Origin of the sequence: Bradyrhizobium sp. 31Argb (genome assembly GCF_043638955.1) — a bacterium.
Lineage (GTDB): Bacteria > Pseudomonadota > Alphaproteobacteria > Rhizobiales > Xanthobacteraceae > Bradyrhizobium.
In genome coordinates this window covers 48,295-63,882 of sequence record NZ_JBEGDB010000008.1, presented here as the reverse complement: position 1 = coordinate 63,882, position 15,588 = coordinate 48,295, and the positions used below count along the sequence as shown (strand labels likewise).

The 15,588-nt window shown below is 63.7% G+C and carries 14 protein-coding genes; 11 read left to right on the top strand and 3 right to left on the bottom strand.

The window, feature by feature from the left end; translation table 11 throughout:
• A complete protein-coding gene (locus AAFX91_RS03025; RefSeq protein ID WP_130583791.1) occupies positions 1-819 on the top strand; it encodes an NAD(P)-dependent oxidoreductase in 819 nt (272 codons plus the stop codon).
• Positions 820-894: 75 nt separating this feature from the next.
• Positions 895-2,601, top strand: a complete 1,707-nt coding sequence (locus tag AAFX91_RS03020) for an IlvD/Edd family dehydratase (protein WP_130583792.1) — start codon at positions 895-897, stop codon at positions 2,599-2,601.
• A gap of 9 nt (positions 2,602-2,610) precedes the next feature.
• On the opposite strand, the gene AAFX91_RS03015 is transcribed toward AAFX91_RS03020, so the two are convergent.
• A complete protein-coding gene (locus tag AAFX91_RS03015) occupies positions 2,611-3,405 on the bottom strand; it encodes an enoyl-CoA hydratase/isomerase family protein (protein WP_394565489.1) in 795 nt (264 codons plus the stop codon).
• A gap of 261 nt (positions 3,406-3,666) precedes the next feature.
• Here AAFX91_RS03015 and AAFX91_RS03010 point away from each other — a divergent pair, with 261 nt between their 5' ends.
• Positions 3,667-4,887 (top strand): NAD(P)/FAD-dependent oxidoreductase, encoded by a 1,221-nt coding sequence (locus tag AAFX91_RS03010; RefSeq protein WP_130583784.1) that lies wholly within the window; start codon positions 3,667-3,669, stop codon positions 4,885-4,887.
• Between the two features lie 86 nt (positions 4,888-4,973).
• On the opposite strand, the gene rbsK is transcribed toward AAFX91_RS03010, so the two are convergent.
• The gene (gene rbsK, locus AAFX91_RS03005) at positions 4,974-5,885 is read right to left on the bottom strand and encodes a ribokinase (RefSeq protein ID WP_130583785.1); all 912 of its coding nucleotides are present in this window, start codon (positions 5,883-5,885) and stop codon (positions 4,974-4,976) included.
• Positions 5,886-5,914: 29 nt separating this feature from the next.
• Positions 5,915-6,808 (bottom strand): sugar kinase, encoded by an 894-nt coding sequence (locus AAFX91_RS03000; protein WP_130583786.1) that lies wholly within the window; start codon positions 6,806-6,808, stop codon positions 5,915-5,917.
• Between the two features lie 220 nt (positions 6,809-7,028).
• Here AAFX91_RS03000 and AAFX91_RS02995 point away from each other — a divergent pair, with 220 nt between their 5' ends.
• The 8 genes from AAFX91_RS02995 (at position 7,029) to AAFX91_RS02960 (ending at position 15,585) form a co-directional block, all read left to right on the top strand.
• Complete coding sequence (locus AAFX91_RS02995) at positions 7,029-8,285, top strand: Glu/Leu/Phe/Val dehydrogenase (RefSeq protein ID WP_130583787.1); 1,257 nt, start codon at positions 7,029-7,031, stop codon at positions 8,283-8,285.
• A complete protein-coding gene (locus AAFX91_RS02990; RefSeq protein WP_130583788.1) occupies positions 8,282-9,130 on the top strand; it encodes a VOC family protein in 849 nt (282 codons plus the stop codon). Before AAFX91_RS02995 ends, AAFX91_RS02990 begins: the two co-directional genes overlap by 4 nt.
• Before the next feature lie 266 nt (positions 9,131-9,396).
• Complete coding sequence (locus tag AAFX91_RS02985) at positions 9,397-10,104, top strand: TetR/AcrR family transcriptional regulator (protein WP_245476101.1); 708 nt, start codon at positions 9,397-9,399, stop codon at positions 10,102-10,104.
• Positions 10,105-10,312: 208 nt separating this feature from the next.
• Complete coding sequence (locus AAFX91_RS02980; protein WP_130578885.1) at positions 10,313-11,122, top strand: ABC transporter permease; 810 nt, start codon at positions 10,313-10,315, stop codon at positions 11,120-11,122.
• A 52-nt stretch (positions 11,123-11,174) separates the two neighbouring features.
• Positions 11,175-12,170: an ABC transporter substrate-binding protein gene (locus tag AAFX91_RS02975; protein ID WP_130578886.1), complete on the top strand. Its 996-nt coding sequence runs from the start codon at positions 11,175-11,177 to the stop codon at positions 12,168-12,170.
• 11 nt (positions 12,171-12,181) lie between these two features.
• A complete protein-coding gene (locus AAFX91_RS02970; RefSeq protein ID WP_130578910.1) occupies positions 12,182-13,027 on the top strand; it encodes an ABC transporter ATP-binding protein in 846 nt (281 codons plus the stop codon).
• A gap of 6 nt (positions 13,028-13,033) precedes the next feature.
• Positions 13,034-14,437, top strand: a complete 1,404-nt coding sequence (locus AAFX91_RS02965) for a hypothetical protein (protein ID WP_130578887.1) — start codon at positions 13,034-13,036, stop codon at positions 14,435-14,437.
• Complete coding sequence (locus AAFX91_RS02960) at positions 14,434-15,585, top strand: Gfo/Idh/MocA family protein (protein WP_130578888.1); 1,152 nt, start codon at positions 14,434-14,436, stop codon at positions 15,583-15,585. Before AAFX91_RS02965 ends, AAFX91_RS02960 begins: the two co-directional genes overlap by 4 nt.
• The last annotated feature ends 3 nt before the right edge of the window (positions 15,586-15,588 follow it).

Below are 15,588 nucleotides of genomic sequence, written 5' to 3'. Positions count from 1 at the left end.
ATGCCACGCATCCTGATGACCGGCGCGGCCGGCGGTATCGGCACCAGCCTGCGCAAGCTGCTGCCGCCGATCTATCCCGACCTCGTGCTCAGCGATCTCAAGACGCCGGCCGATCTCGGCGCAAACGAAACGTTCAAGGCTGCCGATCTCGCCGATCTCGAACAGGTCGAGGCGATCTGCGAAGGCGTCGACGGCATCCTGCATTTCGGCGGCTATTCGGTCGAGGGCCCCTGGGACTCTATCCTCCAGTCCAACATCATCGGCTGCTACAATCTGTTCGAGGCCGCTCGCAAAAAGGGTGTGAAGCGCGTGATCTTCGCTTCCTCGAACCACGCGGTCGGCTTCTATCCGCGCCATCACCGCATCGGTACCGATGTGACGGCACGTCCCGACAGCCGCTACGGCGTCAGCAAGGTGTTTGGCGAAGCGGTCGGCGCGCTCTATGCCGACAAGCATGGATTGAAGGTGACCTGCCTGCGAATCGGCAATTTTGGTGACAAACCGCTCGATCATCGCCGGCTCTCGATCTGGCTGAAGCCGGAGGATCTGGTGCAGCTCTGCCGCATCGGGCTCGAGCATCCCGGCATCCATTTCGAGATCTTTTACGGCGCCTCCTACAACGAGCGCGCCTGGTGGGACAATCACCGTGCCTACGATCTCGGCTACCGCCCGACCGGCCGCGCGGAAGATTTCCGGGAACATGCGATGGCTGAGCAGGCCAAACTGCCGCCCGATCCCGTCGGCGACTTCTACCAGGGCGGCGCGTTCTGCGGCATGGAGTTCGACGGCGACAAAAGCCGGGTCATCGACTGGAAGTGATGCGCTCAGGCATCCGACGTTGACAACGGCCGCCGCACTCCGTTAGTGCCCGCAACAAGACGAAAGGATGAAGAAATGGCTGAAGGACTGCGCAAGGGGCTGACGAGCTATGGCGACGCCGGGTTCTCCCTGTTCCTGCGCAAGGCCTTTATCAAGGCGATGGGCTATTCGGACGACGCGCTCGACCGTCCGATCGTCGGCATCACCAACACCTATAGCGACTACAATCCCTGCCACGGTAACGTCCCGCAAATCCTCGAGGCGGTGAAGCGCGGCGTGATGCTGTCAGGCGCGATGCCGTTCGTGTTCCCGACGATCTCGATCGCGGAAAGCTTTGCGCATCCGACCTCGATGTATCTGCGCAATCTGATGGCGATGGATACGGAGGAGATGATCCGCGCCCAGCCGATGGATGCGGTCGTTGTCATCGGCGGCTGCGACAAGACGCTGCCAGCGCAGATCATGGCCGCCGTCAGCGCCGATCTGCCGACGGTCGTCATTCCCGTCGGGCCGATGGTGGTCGGCCATCACAAGGGCGAAGTGCTCGGCGCCTGCACCGATTGCCGGCGGCTGTGGAGCAAATATCGCGCCGGCGAGATCGACGACAACGAGATCGAGGCGGTCAATGGCCGGCTCGCGCCATCGGTCGGCACCTGCATGGTGATGGGCACCGCCTCCACCATGGCCTGCGTCACCGAGGCGCTCGGCCTGTCGCTGCCGATGAGCGCGACCATCCCTGCGCCGCACGCTGAGCGATTCCGTTCGGCGGAAGCGAGCGGCAGGGTCGCCGCCGCGATGGCAAAGGCCAAGGGGCCGAAGCCGAGCGAGATTCTGACACCGGCGTCGTTCCGTAATGCGCAGGTCGTGATGCAGGCGATCGGCGGTTCGACCAACGGTCTCATCCATCTGACTGCCATCGCACATCGCTCGCCATACAAGATCGACCTCGAAGCTTTCGACAAGCTCGGCCGCGAGGTGCCGGTGCTGGTCGACCTGAAGCCGTCGGGCGAGCATTACATGGAGCATTTCCACCACGCCGGCGGCGTGCCGAAACTGATGGCGCAACTCGGCGATCTCATCGATCTCGATGCGAGGACCATCACCGGGCAGACGCTGCGCGAAGTGGTCGCGACGGCCGAGGAGGTGCCGGGGCAGGATGCGATCCGCTCGCGCCAGAATCCGATCAAGGCCGAGGGCGCCATGGCGATCCTGCACGGCAATCTCGCGCCGCGCGGTGCGGTCATCAAGCAATCAGCGGCCAGTCCGAAGCTGTTGCAGCATACCGGGCGCGCGGTCGTGTTCGAATCCGTGGAGGATATGACGCACCGCGTCGATGATCCCGAATTGGATGTCACCGCCGACGACGTGCTGGTGCTGCGCAACGCCGGGCCCAAGGGCGCGCCCGGAATGCCCGAGGCTGGGTATCTGCCGATCCCCAGGAAGCTTGCGCGTGCGGGTGTAAAGGACATGGTGCGGATTTCGGATGCGCGCATGAGCGGTACGGCATTCGGCACCATCGTGCTGCATATCACGCCTGAATCCGCCGTCGGCGGTCCGCTCGCGCTCGTGAAGAACGGCGACATGATCCAGCTCGACGTCGCAAAGCGCCGCATCGATCTTCTGGTCGACGAGGCTGAACTGCAGAAGCGCCGCGCGGCGCTGCCGCAGCGGGCTACGCCCGACTGGGCCAGGCGCGGCTATGCGCACCTGTTCAACGAAACCATCCTGCAGGCTGACGAAGGCTGCGATTTCGATTTCATGCGTGTTGGTGGGAAGGAGTAGGACTCCAACCTATTTCGACTTGCTGGTGAATTTCTTCACGGCGATGCGGAATTCGTCCGATTGCATGCAGTTGATGATGGCATCGCGCTCGGCGTCGAGTTGCGCCTGGATCGGCGTCGTTGGCGCGCGGTGGATCAGGGCCTTTGTCGCGGCAAGTCCAGCCGGCGCGTTCTGCGCGAGCCTCAGCGCAAACTCCCGCGTCGCGGCTTTCAGCTCGACCGCCGGAACGACCTTCGCGACGAGGCCCCAATCGTAAGCCTGCGCCGCCGAAAAACCGTCCTCGGCCAGGAAGATCTGCAGGGCCCGACGGGGACCGACGCTCGCGGCAAGGCCGACGGTGCCGCCGCCGTCGGGCGAGACGCCGATCTTGGCATAGGCAGGCGTGAAGCGGGCGTCTTCGGCCGCGATGCAGAGGTCGGCAACAAAGGCAAGCGACAGGCCGGCGCCCGCCGCCGAACCGTGCACGCTCGCCAGCACCAGCTTGGGCATCCGCCGAAGCGTCGCAATGAAGGTGTGATAGTGCTTGAGCAGCTCGCCGACGACCGAGTTGACATCATTGGCGTCAACAGCCGCGCCAATGGTTTGCAGATCGCCGCCGGCGCAGAAAGCGCGGCCTGCGCCTTCGATCACCAGCACGCGGATATTGTTGTTGCCCTCGACTTCAGCGCCAAACTGCTCGAGCTTCTTTGCGATTGACAGATCAATCGCGTTGAAGGCCGCCGGCCGGTTGAGCGTGATCGTGGCAATCGCGCCGTCGATGTTGAGCAGCGCCGGTTCGGTGGTAGTAACGTCGGGTGTCGGCATGAGGGGCCTCCCAGTCAGGGCGTTTCGGGCATTTAAGTCGCCGAGGGGAGGAGTGACAATCCCAGCCGCCCCAAAATGGCGCCTTATTTCGTTTCGCCGCTGGAAACGCTCTTGCGTCGCGGCAAAGCATGGGGCCAAATGGCGTCCGCCATCGTCTGAGACGCGGACACGAGCGCCGCGAGGACAAGGCGAGCAAGCCACATCAGCGGAGAGAGGAAACGGCATGGGTTGCTCCTGTGCGTCTGCAAACGGACTGTCGCGATGACGGCAGGACCGGTGATCATCGTCGGCGCTGGGCATGCCGGCTTCCAGCTTGCGGCTTCCCTGCGGCAGGACGGCTTTGCCGAGCGCATCGCGCTCCTCAATGACGAAGGCCATTTGCCATACCAGCGGCCCCCCTTGTCCAAGGCTTACCTCAAGGGAACCGGCGGGCCGGAGACGCTGATGTTCCGACCAGGAAAATTCTATCTCGACCAGAGCATCGAGTTGATTACCGACCGTGCCGTTTCGATCGACCGGGTCGGGCGAAAGCTCACGCTCCATTCCGGCGCGCCGCTCGATTACGGTCACCTGGTGCTTGCGACCGGCGCGCGCAACCGGCTGCTCGATATCCCCAATGCCAATCTGGAAGCGGTGCGCTATCTCCGCACCCTGGACGAGAGCGAGGCGCTGCGGCATCTGCTCAAGCCCGGCCTGCGCGTCGTCGTGATCGGTGCCGGCTTCATCGGGCTGGAGTTCGCCGCGACCGCGCGCGCGAAAGGCCTCGAGGTCGATGTGGTCGAACTGGCGGGGCGTGTCATGGCGCGTGCGGTGACGGCGGAAATCTCCGACTATTTCCACTCGCGGCACACGGCCACGGGTATCCGTATCCATCTCGGCGTTCAAGTCACGAGCATCGAGGCCGATGGCGCCAGGGTGACCGGCGTCAGCCTCAGCGATGGCCGGCATATCCCTGCCGACCTCGTCGTGGTCGGCGTCGGCGTATTGCCGAATGTCGAGATCGCGGCGGAAGCCGGCTTGCCGGCGGCATCCGGCATCATCGTCGACGAGCACCTGCTCACCTCGGATCCGAATATCTCGGCCATCGGCGATTGCGCGCTCTACAAGAGCGAGCGGTTCGGCGGCTCGCTGCGGCTGGAGTCGGTACAGAACGCGACCGACCATGCGCGCTGCATCGCCGCGCGGCTCACGGGCCATGCCAAGGCCTATGATGGGCTGCCATGGTTCTGGAGCGACCAGGGGCCGGACAAATTGCAGATGGCAGGCCTGACCACCGGCTATGATCGCGTCGTTGTGCGCGGCGACCGCGAGCAGGGGCAGTTCTCGGCATTTTGTTACCGCGATGGCCATCTCGTCGGCATCGAATCCGTCAACCGCGCCGGCGATCACATGTTCGGCCGGAGATTGCTCGGCGCCAATCGCTCGATCTCGCCGGAGCAGGCGGCCGACCCGTCTTTTGATCTCAAGAGCGCATTGACGTGAATTCGTAGGGTGGGCAAAGCGCAGCGTGCCCACCATCCCTTGCGGAGCGTAAAATGGTAGGCACGGCGCTGACGCCTTTGCCCACCCTACGCATCCAGCACACGTGTTACCTCTGCCGCCGTCGGCATCGACGGGGCAGCGCCCATTCGTTGCACACAAATTGATGCTGCGACGTTCGCATAACCCAGCGCATCACGAAGGTTGCTGCCGCCCGCGAGTTGCGAGGCCAGTGCGCCGACGAAGCAATCACCCGCGCCCGTGGTGTCGATCGCCTTGACCTCGCGCCCCGGTGCCATCAGCGACTCACCTTCTGCCAGCGCGAGCACGCCGCGCTTGCCGAGCGTGACGCAGATGATCTTGTCGCTCCCTGCCAGTGAACGGGCTGCATCGATGAAGCGGGTGTAATCGTCGCTGTCGCGCAGCTCGCGCCCTGTCAGGAGGCCGAGCTCGGTCTCGTTGAGGACGAGGATATCGACGAGGTCGAGCAATTCGTTATCGAATTCCCTGGCCGGTGCCGGATTGAGGATCGTGGTGGCGCCGGCGGCGTGGGCGCTCTTGAAGAAGGCGGTGATGGTCGCCTGCGGGATTTCGAACTGGCTCACCGCAATGTCGCCCTTTGCCAGCACGGGCATCGCGACATCGTCGGCATCGACCAGCGCATTCGCGCCGGGCACCACGACGATGGTGTTGTCCGCATCCGCAACGGTGATGATCGCGGTGCCCGTATGCGTCTCGGGCGTGTCCTTGACGAAGCTGAGGTCGACGCCTTGGGCTGCGAGGAACGTCCGCAACTGCGCTCCCAAAGCGTCCTTACCCAGCCGGCCGATCAGCGTGGTTGGCGCGCCGAGCTTGGCGGCGGCGACAGCCTGGTTGGCGCCTTTGCCACCTGGGAAATACAGCACGGCGCTGCCCGCGACGGTTTCGCCGACGCGCGGGTGGCGCTCGGCGGTCGCGACCACATCCATGTTGATGCTGCCGGCGACAAAAACACGTCCCATGCTGACAAGCGCTCCCTTATGCGCTGACGTTACGCGCCAACCTGGAACTCCTGCTTCACCGCCTCGATGTCGGCAAGCGAGGGTAGTCCCGCCTCGTTGCCGAGCTTCTGGATCTTGTAGGTCGAGGCGGCCCGCGCGAACTCGAAATGATCCTTCCAGGTTTTGCCGGGATGCGCGAGGTAGGAATAGATATAGGCGCCGTGGAACACGTCGCCGGCGCCGTTAGTGTCGATCACGCGCTCGCGCGGGATCGGCAGCGCTGGGATGGTGCGAACCACGCCGGCCTCGTCATACCATAGCAGGCCCTTCTCACCCTGCGTCACACCGCCAACCCGGCAGCCGCGGCCCTTGAGATAATCGAGCATCTTTTCCGGCGTCAGGTCCATCTGCTCGCAGAGGCGCTCGGCGACGATCGCGACGTCGATATATTCCAACAGCTCATGGGTGTTGGTGCGCAGGCCGCCGCCGTCGAGCGAGGTCAGGATGCCATCCTCGCGGCAAAGCTTTGCATAATGAATGGCAGCGTCCGGCTGGTGGCCGTCGATATGCAGCGCGCGGCAGCCCTTCAGGTTCAACAGCGGGAAGGGATGGATATGCTCGTCGTCGCGGCAGCGGACGATGGCGCGCTTGCCATCCTTCGGCATGATGAAGGACAGCGAGGACGAGTTGACCTTGCGCGGATGGACGGAGATTCCATATTTCGCGGCCATGTCCCAGAACATCCGCCCCAGCCAGTCGTTGGCCATCGTGGCGATCAGGTCCGGCACGATGCCGAGCTTGGCGCAGCAAAATGCCGCAGTGACGGCATTGCCGCCGAAGGAGACCGCATAGGCGTCCGCCACATGTTTCTCGTCGCCGGTCGGCAGATGGTCGGTGATGAAGGTGACGTCGATATAGGTCTGTCCGATGAAGAGAGCCTGCATTCGTTTTCCGTCGTGGGGTGATGGGTGATCCCGGCGGCAGCTTCAGCTTAGCACCGGATATTATGTGCGTTCGCTGAAATTATTCGCAACCATGCCGTCTTTGCGGCTTGAGATGGCCAAGTCGGGGGACTACCACCGTTCCCGGTTTTGTCAGCATGCCGTCCGATAACGGACGGCGGCTGTCTTAAGTTCCTGGTTGTAAGACAATGGGGGTAGGGCGATGACTGTATATTCCGGGCCGGTGTTCGAGATGGCGGCGAACCAGTTCACCGTGATCGCCAACCATCTCGAAATCCCCATGGACGAGCGCGCGCGGCTATTGATGCCGAAGCGGTCGGTCACCGTCTCCTGCCCGATCCACCGCGACGACGGCACGGTGGCGGTGTTCGAGGGCTATCGCGTCCAGCACCACCTCACCATGGGCCCGACCAAAGGCGGCACCCGCTTTGCGCCCTCCGTCGATATCGGCGAGGTCGCCGCACTCGCGATCTGGATGAGCTGGAAATGCGCCCTCGTCGGCCTGCCCTATGGCGGCGCCAAGGGCGGCGTCAATGTCGATGTGACCCAGATCTCCAAGCGCGAACTGGAATCGCTGTCGCGTCGCTACATGCAGGAGATGATTCCCTTCGTCGGCCCGCATACTGACGTGATGGCCCCGGACATGGGTACCAATGAGCAGGTGATGGCCTGGTTCATGGACACCTATTCGATGTACCAGGGCCAGACCGTGACCGAGATCGTCACGGGCAAACCGGTCTCCTCCGGTGGCACCCTCGGCCGGCGGGAGGCGACCGGGCGCGGCGTCGCCTATCTCGCGAGGCGGGTGCTGAAGGAGCTTGCGATCAATCCCTCCGGCGCCACCGCCGTGGTCCAGGGCTTCGGCAATGTCGGCTCCTATGCGGCGCTGGAACTGCATCATTACGGGCTCAAGATAACGGCGGTCTCCGACCACACCGGCGCGCTCTATGACGAGAAAGGCCTCGACATCCCCGCGCTGATGCACCATGCGCAACTGCATGGCAGCATCGCCGGCTTCTCCAACGAACTGCATTTCGATCCTGCCGAGGTGCTGACGCTGCCCTGCGACGTCTTGGTGCCGGCGGCGATGGAGCGCGTGATCGACGCTCGCGTCGCCGCCAAGCTCAGGTGCCGCGTGCTGGCGGAAGGCGCCAACGGTCCGACCACGCCGGAGGCTGATCTCGTCCTGGACAAGCGCAATGATATCTTCCTCATTCCCGATATTCTCTGCAATTCCGGCGGCGTGGTGGTCAGCTATTTCGAATGGGTGCAGGATCTGCAGCAATTGTTCTGGGAAGAGGAGGAGGTGATGCGGCGTGAATACCAGATCCTCGACCGCGCATTCGAGACGATGCTGAAGCGCGCGAAGGCCGACAACATCCCGCATCGCACCGCGGCGATGGCGATCGGGGTGGAGAAAGTCCGGGCCGCCAAGAACACGCGAGGGCTGTTCCCATGATCGCCGCGCTCGACCATGTCGTCGTCCTCACCGGAGATATCGAGGCGGCAACGGCGGCCTACGAGACGCTGTTCGCGCGCTCGCCAGCGTGGAAGAACGTCAGCGACGGCGCCGCGCGGGTGCTGTTCACGCTCGACAACACGTCGGTGGAATTGATGGCGCCGAGCGGCGAGAGCGAGAACGCGGGCCGCATCCGCGCGGTGCTGGCATCGCAGGGCGAGGGGCTCGCGAGCCTGTGCTTCCGCACCAACGACATCGAAAAGATGCATCGGAGGCTGGAGCGGCTGACGCTGCGGCCGGAGCCGGTCTCGGAGGTGGAGAGCCAGGACGAGATCTCCGGCGCGACGCTATCGTGGAAGCGCACGCGCGCCGCCACCGATGCGACGCGCGGCGTGCGGATGTTCTTCCTCGAGCGGGAGCGGGAGCGCCCGCTTTCGGTCCGCACCCAGCCCGCGGGCATCACCGCGATGGATCACGTGGTGGTTGCGACCGCCGATCCCGAACGCGCCGCCGCGCTCTATGGCGCCCGCCTCGGCCTCGACATGGCGCTCGATCGTTCGCACGCAGATTGGGGCCGGCTGATGTTCTTCCGCTGCGGCGATTTGATCGTCGAGGTCGCGCACAAGCCCGGCAAAACGGAGGCCGATGCGCCGGACCGCCTGCGCGGCATCTGCTGGCGCGTCACCGACATCGACGCCACCCATGCGCGGCTCGTTGCCGCCGGCGTCGACGTCTCGGAAATCCGCACCGGCCGCAAGCCGGGCACGCGCGTGATGACCGTGCGCACCGGCACCTGCAGCGTCCCGACGCTGCTGGTGCAGCCGTTGCCGCCGAAGGTAGAGTAACGATTCTTGCGGCGTCTGGCTGGCGCTAACCCCTCATCCTGAGGAGCGCGGAACGCGCGTCTCGAAGGATCAGGCCCCGCTGGTGGCCTCGCCCTTAGACGACCGCTGCGCGGTCTCCTCAGGGTGAGGGGACAGATTCGAGTTCGCGGCTCTCTCATCATTCTCGGTGTCTTCCCCGCGGAGGCGGGTATCCATAACGGAGATTCATTCTCAAACGCTCTCGGTCGTGCTACATCCAATCCTTCGACTGAAATTGAGCGATCCGATTGGCCAAGACAAAGCGAACTCTGAAGTGGCAGCGTGACCCCGAGGGGATGCGGCTGCGCATCCTCGAAGCGGCGAAGGCGGAGTTCGCCGCTCATGGGCTCGCCGGCGCGCGCGTCGACAGCATCGCCAAGAAGGCCGGCGCCAACAAGCGCATGCTCTATTACCACGTCGGCAACAAGGAGGACCTCTACCTCGAGGTGCTCGAAGGCGCCTATGAGAAGATCCGCGCCGAGGAACGCGGGCTCGATCTCGAGCATCTCGAGCCGCCCGAGGCGATCGCGCGGTTGATCGATTTCACCTGGAACTATTTCATCCGCAATCCGGAATTCCTGGCGCTGCTGAATACCGAGAACCTTGCGAAAGCGCGGCATTTGAAGCGTTCGACCAAGGTCAAATCGATGCATTCGCCGTTCGTCGAGATGATCCGCACCGTGCTGACACGCGGCGTGAAGAGCGGCGATTTCCGTGCCGCGGTCGATCCCGTGCAGCTCTACATCTCGATTGCCGCGCTCGCCTTCTTCTATCTCTCCAACAGCGCGACGCTGAGCGTGATCTTCGGCCGCGATCTCTTGTCGAAGGACGCCCGCGATGAACGGCTGGAGCACATGATTGCGCTGGTGCTGGCGGCGTTGACGGGGAAGTCGATCGCAGCGTTCGGGAAGAGCAAGGCGCCGAAGCTGCAGGTGACCGCGCAGCAGGCGGTTTAGCGAAGCGCGAAATTGTTGCATTGCGTCGTCATGGCCGGGCTTGACCCGGCCATCCACGTTTTTCCAAGTCCATAAGGCGTGGATGCCCGGGTCAAGCCCGGCCATGACGACCGAATGCGCTCAAAATGCCGCGCGAAATCGGGCTGGACAGTATTTATCCAACGGGTTAATTTCCAATCCGAGAAACGGTCAAGCAGGGAAGCGGAACGTGGCGGAGAGCAAGGAAGCGGGTGGCCTGTCGAGGCTGCTGAATGCGGCGTGGGTGCGCCCATTTCTGTTCCTGGTGTTCATCGTGGCGGCTTGGGACCTCGCCATCCGCCTGTTCCAAATTCCCGCCTATCAGATCCCGTCGCCGGGCGACGTCGTCGCCGTGCTGCGAACGGACTGGCCGGAACTATTGCGGCAGTCGTGGCCGACGACCTATGCGACGGTCTGCGGCTTCCTCTTGTCGGCGCTGTTCGGCATTCCCGTCGCGATGCTGATCGCGGGATCGAGGACGGTAGAGAGCTATGTCTATCCGCTGCTGGTGTTCTCGCAGTCCGTGCCGAAGATCGCGATCGCGCCGCTGTTCGTGGTCTGGTTCGGGTTCGGCATCATTCCGAAGGTAATTTCGGCGTTCCTGCTCGGCTTCTTTCCGGTGGTGGTCTCGGCCGTGCAGGGATTCAAGTCGGTCGATCCGGATATGGTCGATCTCGCGCGTGCGATGCAGGGCAGCCGTTTCCAGGTGTTCCGCGCCGTCAACCTGCCGCATGCGATGCCCGCGATCTTTTCGGGGTTGAAAGTGTCAGTGACGCTGGCGGTGGTCGGCGCCGTCGTCGGCGAGTTCGTCGGCTCCAATTCCGGCATCGGCTACGTGATGCAGCGCTCGATTGGAACCTTTGACTTGCCGACGATGTTCGCAGCGCTGGTGATCCTGGCGCTGCTCGGCGTCATCCTGTTCTGGATCGTCGACCGCATCGAACGCCTGGTTATTCCCTGGCATGTCAGCCAGCGCGAGGACATTATTTTCGCTTCGTGAGTTATTCAGAAGGACAACAACAAGAGGTTTTGGGGAGAGGGAGGAGAACAAGATGCGATTGATAGCTGTGGTCTTGGCGACGCTGACCTGGACGGCGATATCGGTGCTTCCGGCATCGGCCGCCGACAAGGTGGTGCTGATGCTCAATTGGTATGTCTATGGCGAGCACGCGCCGTTCTATTACGGCAAGGCCAAGGGCATCTATGCCGCCGAGGGCATCGACCTCGAAATCCAGGAAGGCCGCGGCTCGGCCGCGACCACGCAGGCGGTGGCCGCCAAGACCGCCAATTTCGGCTATGTCGATATTCCCACGATGATGCGCGCGGCGGTGAAGGGCGCGCCCGTCATCGCGACCGGCGTGCTCCTACAGACCAGCCCGATGTCGGCGATGGGATTCATCGACAAGAACATCAGGAAACCCGAGGACATCAAGGGCAAGACGGTTGCGATCACGCCGGCGGATTCCATGACGCAGATCTGGCCGCTGTTCCTGAAGAAGACCGGCCTGAAGGAGAGCGATTTCCAGACGGTTGCCGGCGACGGCCAGACCAAGCTGAACGCGGTCATCAACGGTCAGGCTGATATGTTGCTCGGCTACGTCATGGACCAGTCGATGAAGATCAAGGACGCCACCGGCAAGGACGTCTATCCGATCAAGTTCGCCGATTACGGTATCCATCTGGTCTCCTCGGGCATCATCGCCAACAGCGACTACGTCAAGGCGAACGCCGATCTCGTTCGCCGCTTCATGTCGGCGACGACCAAGGCGGTGGAAGCCGCCGAGAAGGAGCCGAAGGCGGCGGCGCAGTCGATCCTCGATGCCAACCCCAAGGGCGGCAAGATCGACACGCTGACGCAGGGCTTTGAGCTGACAATCCCGCTCTATCGCACCGAAGAGACCAAGACCAAGCGGCCGTTCCAGGTCACCGACCAGAACATGAAGGACTCCGTCGACCTCATGGTCGAATATGGCGGCCTCGATGCCAAGGCCAAGGCCAATCCGAAGGCCTTCTACACCAACGACTATCTGCCGAAAGGCGACTCGTGAAAGCACCTGCAATGAAGCCGGCGACACAGAGCCATATGGATCAACCGGCCGCGCATCTGCGCCTGGTTTCCGACCGTGCCGCCGGCGAGGCATCCGGCATCAAGCTGTCCGGAGTCTCCAAGACCTACCGCTCGCGCGACGGCGATGTGCCGTCGCTGCGGCCGCTCGACTTCCACATCAACCAAGGCGAGTTCTTCGTCGTGGTCGGCCCATCCGGCTGCGGCAAGTCGACCTTGCTGAAGATGATCTCCGGGCTGCTGCCGCCGACATCAGGCGAGATCCTGGTCGAGGGCGAGCCGGTGACGAAGCCGCACGGCAATGTCGGCATCGTCTTCCAGCACGCGCTGCTGCTCCCGTGGCGGAACATCCTTTCCAATGTGATGCTGCCGATCGACATGAAGAAGCTGCCGCGGGAAAAGTATCTGCCGCGGGCGAAAGAGCTTCTGAAGCTGGTCGGCCTCGAAGGCTTCGAGAAGAAGCTGCCGTGGCAGCTCTCCGGCGGCATGCAGCAGCGCGCTTCGATCTGCCGCGCTCTGGTGCATGACCCGAAGATCATGCTGATGGACGAGCCGTTCGGCGCGCTGGACGCGATGACGCGCGAGCGCATGAATGTCGAGCTGATGCGGATCCAGCGCGAGACCGGCAAGACGGTGCTCCTGATCACGCACTCGATTCCCGAGGCGGTGTTCCTGGCTGACCGCGTGCTCGTGATGACCGAGCGTCCCGGTGCGATCGCGGCGATCTACGATGTGCCGCTGCCGCGACCGCGCTTGCTGGATGCGATGTCGGATCCGGTCTTCATGGAGCTGGTGCAGCGCATCCGCAAGCATTTCTTCACCCAAGGCTCGCTGGACTGAGCTTCGATGCCGCCTCGTCTCGTTGTCCGAGATATAGCCCTGTTCGAACGTCCGGTGAGCTTTGCCCGGCCGTTCCGCTTTGGCTCAGTCGTGGTCAATGCGACTCCGCAGGCTTTCGTGCGGGTGGAGATCGACGTTGAGGGGAAGGGGCGGGCACCAGGTGCGAGTGCCGAATTCCTGGTGCCGAAATGGTTCGACAAGCGGCCGCAGCTTACGCCGGACGAGACGGTGCAGGAGCTCCGGCGTTCGCTCTTGATCGCGCGCGAGCTCTATCTCGCGCAATCCGGTTTTGACACCGCGTTCGGCCTGCATGCGGCCTGCATCGGCGCGCAAGTCGAGGCGTGCGCACGCGACGACATCCCGCCGCTCGCGGCAGCCTATGGACCGGCGGAAATCGACAAGGCGATCCTGGATGCGCTGCTCCGCGCCGTCGGCGTCAACTTCTTCGACGGCATGGCGCAGAACATTGCCGGCATCGATGCGCGGCTGTCGTCCGATCTCGCGGACGGTGAAATCGCGGCTTTCCTTGCCGGGCGCAAGCGGCTTCCGCGCGTCTCGATCCGGCACACCGTCGGCCTCGACGACAAGGTCGAAGGCGAGGGCGGCGTTGCCGACGCAAACGAAAATGCAGGCGCGCGCTACTTCAAGCTCAAGCTCAACGGCGATCCCGAACATGATGCGGCCAGGCTGATCCGGATCGGCAACGAGCTGGCGACGCTGCCGCATGACTACAAGGTCACGCTCGACGCCAACGAGCAATACGCCGACCTGGCGGCGCTCGCCACGCTGGTCGACCGCCTCGACCGCGATCACGCATTGCAGCCGATCGCCGCAAAACTGCTCTATATCGAGCAGCCGATGCCGCGCGACATCACGAAGGCCTCGGCGCTGGGCCCGCTGGCGGCGCGCGGCTTCATCATCGACGAGGCCGATGATTCCTATGACGCGTTCCCGGCGGCGCGGGCGCTGGGCTATCGCGGCATCTCCTCGAAATCCTGCAAGGGCCTCTACAAGTCGATCGTCAACGCGACGCGCGCGGCCAAATGGAGCGCGGACGGCGAAGCGTTCTTTGTCTCGGGCGAGGACCTGACCTGCCAGGCGGGGCTCGCGGTGCAGCAGGATCTCGCGCTCGGCGCATTGATCGGCGTTACCCATGCCGAGCGCAACGGGCATCACTACGTCGATGGCTTTGCCGAGACGCCCACTGCCGAGGCGGAGGCATTCCTCTCGGCGCATCCTGATCTCTATGTCCGCGACGGCGGAAAAGTCCGCCTCGCCATCCATGACGGCGATCTGTTGACGGGATCGCTGACGACGCCGGGCTTCGCCACATCAGTGCATCCGGACTGGTCCACCCTATCGCCGTTCGCGCCGCCAACAACAAGAATTCTGCAGGAGCAAGTACTATGACCACCAAACGTCTCGGCCTGATCATGAACGGCGTCACAGGCCGGATGGGGCTCAACCAGCATCTGATCCGCTCGATCGTCGCGATCCGCAATCAAGGCGGTGTGCTGCTCGCGAATGGCGACCGCATCATGCCGGATCCGATCCTGGTCGGCCGCGATGCCGAGAAAGTCGGCGCGCTGGCCAAGCGTTTCGAGATCGCGCGCGTCACCACCGACCTCGACAAGGCGCTGGCTGATCCCAATGACACCGTGTTCTTCGATGCCGCGACCACGCAGGCGCGGCCCTCGCTGCTGACCAAGGCGATCAACGCCGGCAAGCATGTCTATTGCGAGAAGCCGATCGCGACCAATCTGGAAGAGGCGGTCGCGGTGGTGAAGCTCGCCAACGCCAAGGGCCTCAAGCACGGCACGGTGCAGGACAAGCTGTTCCTTCCCGGCCTGAAGAAGCTCGCCTTCCTGCGCGACTCCGGCTTCTTCGGCCGCATGCTCTCGGTGCGTGGCGAGTTTGGCTACTGGGTGTTCGAGGGCGGCTGGCAGGAAGCGCAGCGGCCGTCCTGGAATTACCGCACTGAGGACGGCGGCGGCATCATCCTCGACATGGTCTGCCACTGGCGCTACGTGCTCGACAACCTCTTCGGCGAGGTGCAGAGCATCTCCTGCCTCGGCACGACCGATATCCCCGAGCGCTATGACGAGAAGGGCAAGGCCTACAAAGCCACGGCAGACGACTCCGCCTATGCGACCTTCCAGCTCAAGGGCGGCGCGATCGCGCATATCAACATGAGCTGGGTGACACGCGTCTATCGCGACGATCTCGTCACCTTCCAGGTCGACGGCACCCACGGCTCGGCGGTGGCGGGGCTCACCGACTGCGTGATCCAGGCGCGGCAGGCGACGCCGCGGCCGGTGTGGAATCCGGACGAGAAGCGGCTGCACGATTTCTATGCCGACTGGCAGAAGCTGCCTGAGAATGCCGTCTACGACAACGGCTTCAAGGAGCAGTGGGAGATGTTCATCCGCCACGTCTGCGAGGACGCTCCCTACAAATACACGCTGCTCGAAGGCGCCAAGGGCGTGCAGCTTGCCGAATGCGCGCTCAAGAGCTGGAAGGAGCGGCGCTGGATCGACGTCGAACGGATCAGGCTGTGAGGA

Bases quoted from the DNA above. Each gene is read 5' to 3' on its own strand.
- AAFX91_RS03025 (WP_130583791.1), top strand. From the start codon at position 1: ATGCCACGCATCCTGATGACCGGCGCGGCCGGCGGTATCGGCACCAGC.
- AAFX91_RS03020 (WP_130583792.1), top strand. From the start codon at position 895: ATGGCTGAAGGACTGCGCAAGGGGCTGACGAGCTATGGCGACGCCGGG.
- AAFX91_RS03015 (WP_394565489.1), bottom strand. From the start codon at position 3,405: ATGCCGACACCCGACGTTACTACCACCGAACCGGCGCTGCTCAACATC.
- AAFX91_RS03010 (WP_130583784.1), top strand. From the start codon at position 3,667: ATGACGGCAGGACCGGTGATCATCGTCGGCGCTGGGCATGCCGGCTTC.
- rbsK (WP_130583785.1), bottom strand. From the start codon at position 5,885: ATGGGACGTGTTTTTGTCGCCGGCAGCATCAACATGGATGTGGTCGCG.
- AAFX91_RS03000 (WP_130583786.1), bottom strand. From the start codon at position 6,808: ATGCAGGCTCTCTTCATCGGACAGACCTATATCGACGTCACCTTCATC.
- AAFX91_RS02995 (WP_130583787.1), top strand. From the start codon at position 7,029: ATGACTGTATATTCCGGGCCGGTGTTCGAGATGGCGGCGAACCAGTTC.
- AAFX91_RS02990 (WP_130583788.1), top strand. From the start codon at position 8,282: ATGATCGCCGCGCTCGACCATGTCGTCGTCCTCACCGGAGATATCGAG.
- AAFX91_RS02975 (WP_130578886.1), top strand. From the start codon at position 11,175: ATGCGATTGATAGCTGTGGTCTTGGCGACGCTGACCTGGACGGCGATA.
- AAFX91_RS02970 (WP_130578910.1), top strand. From the start codon at position 12,182: ATGAAGCCGGCGACACAGAGCCATATGGATCAACCGGCCGCGCATCTG.
- AAFX91_RS02965 (WP_130578887.1), top strand. From the start codon at position 13,034: ATGCCGCCTCGTCTCGTTGTCCGAGATATAGCCCTGTTCGAACGTCCG.
- AAFX91_RS02960 (WP_130578888.1), top strand. From the start codon at position 14,434: ATGACCACCAAACGTCTCGGCCTGATCATGAACGGCGTCACAGGCCGG.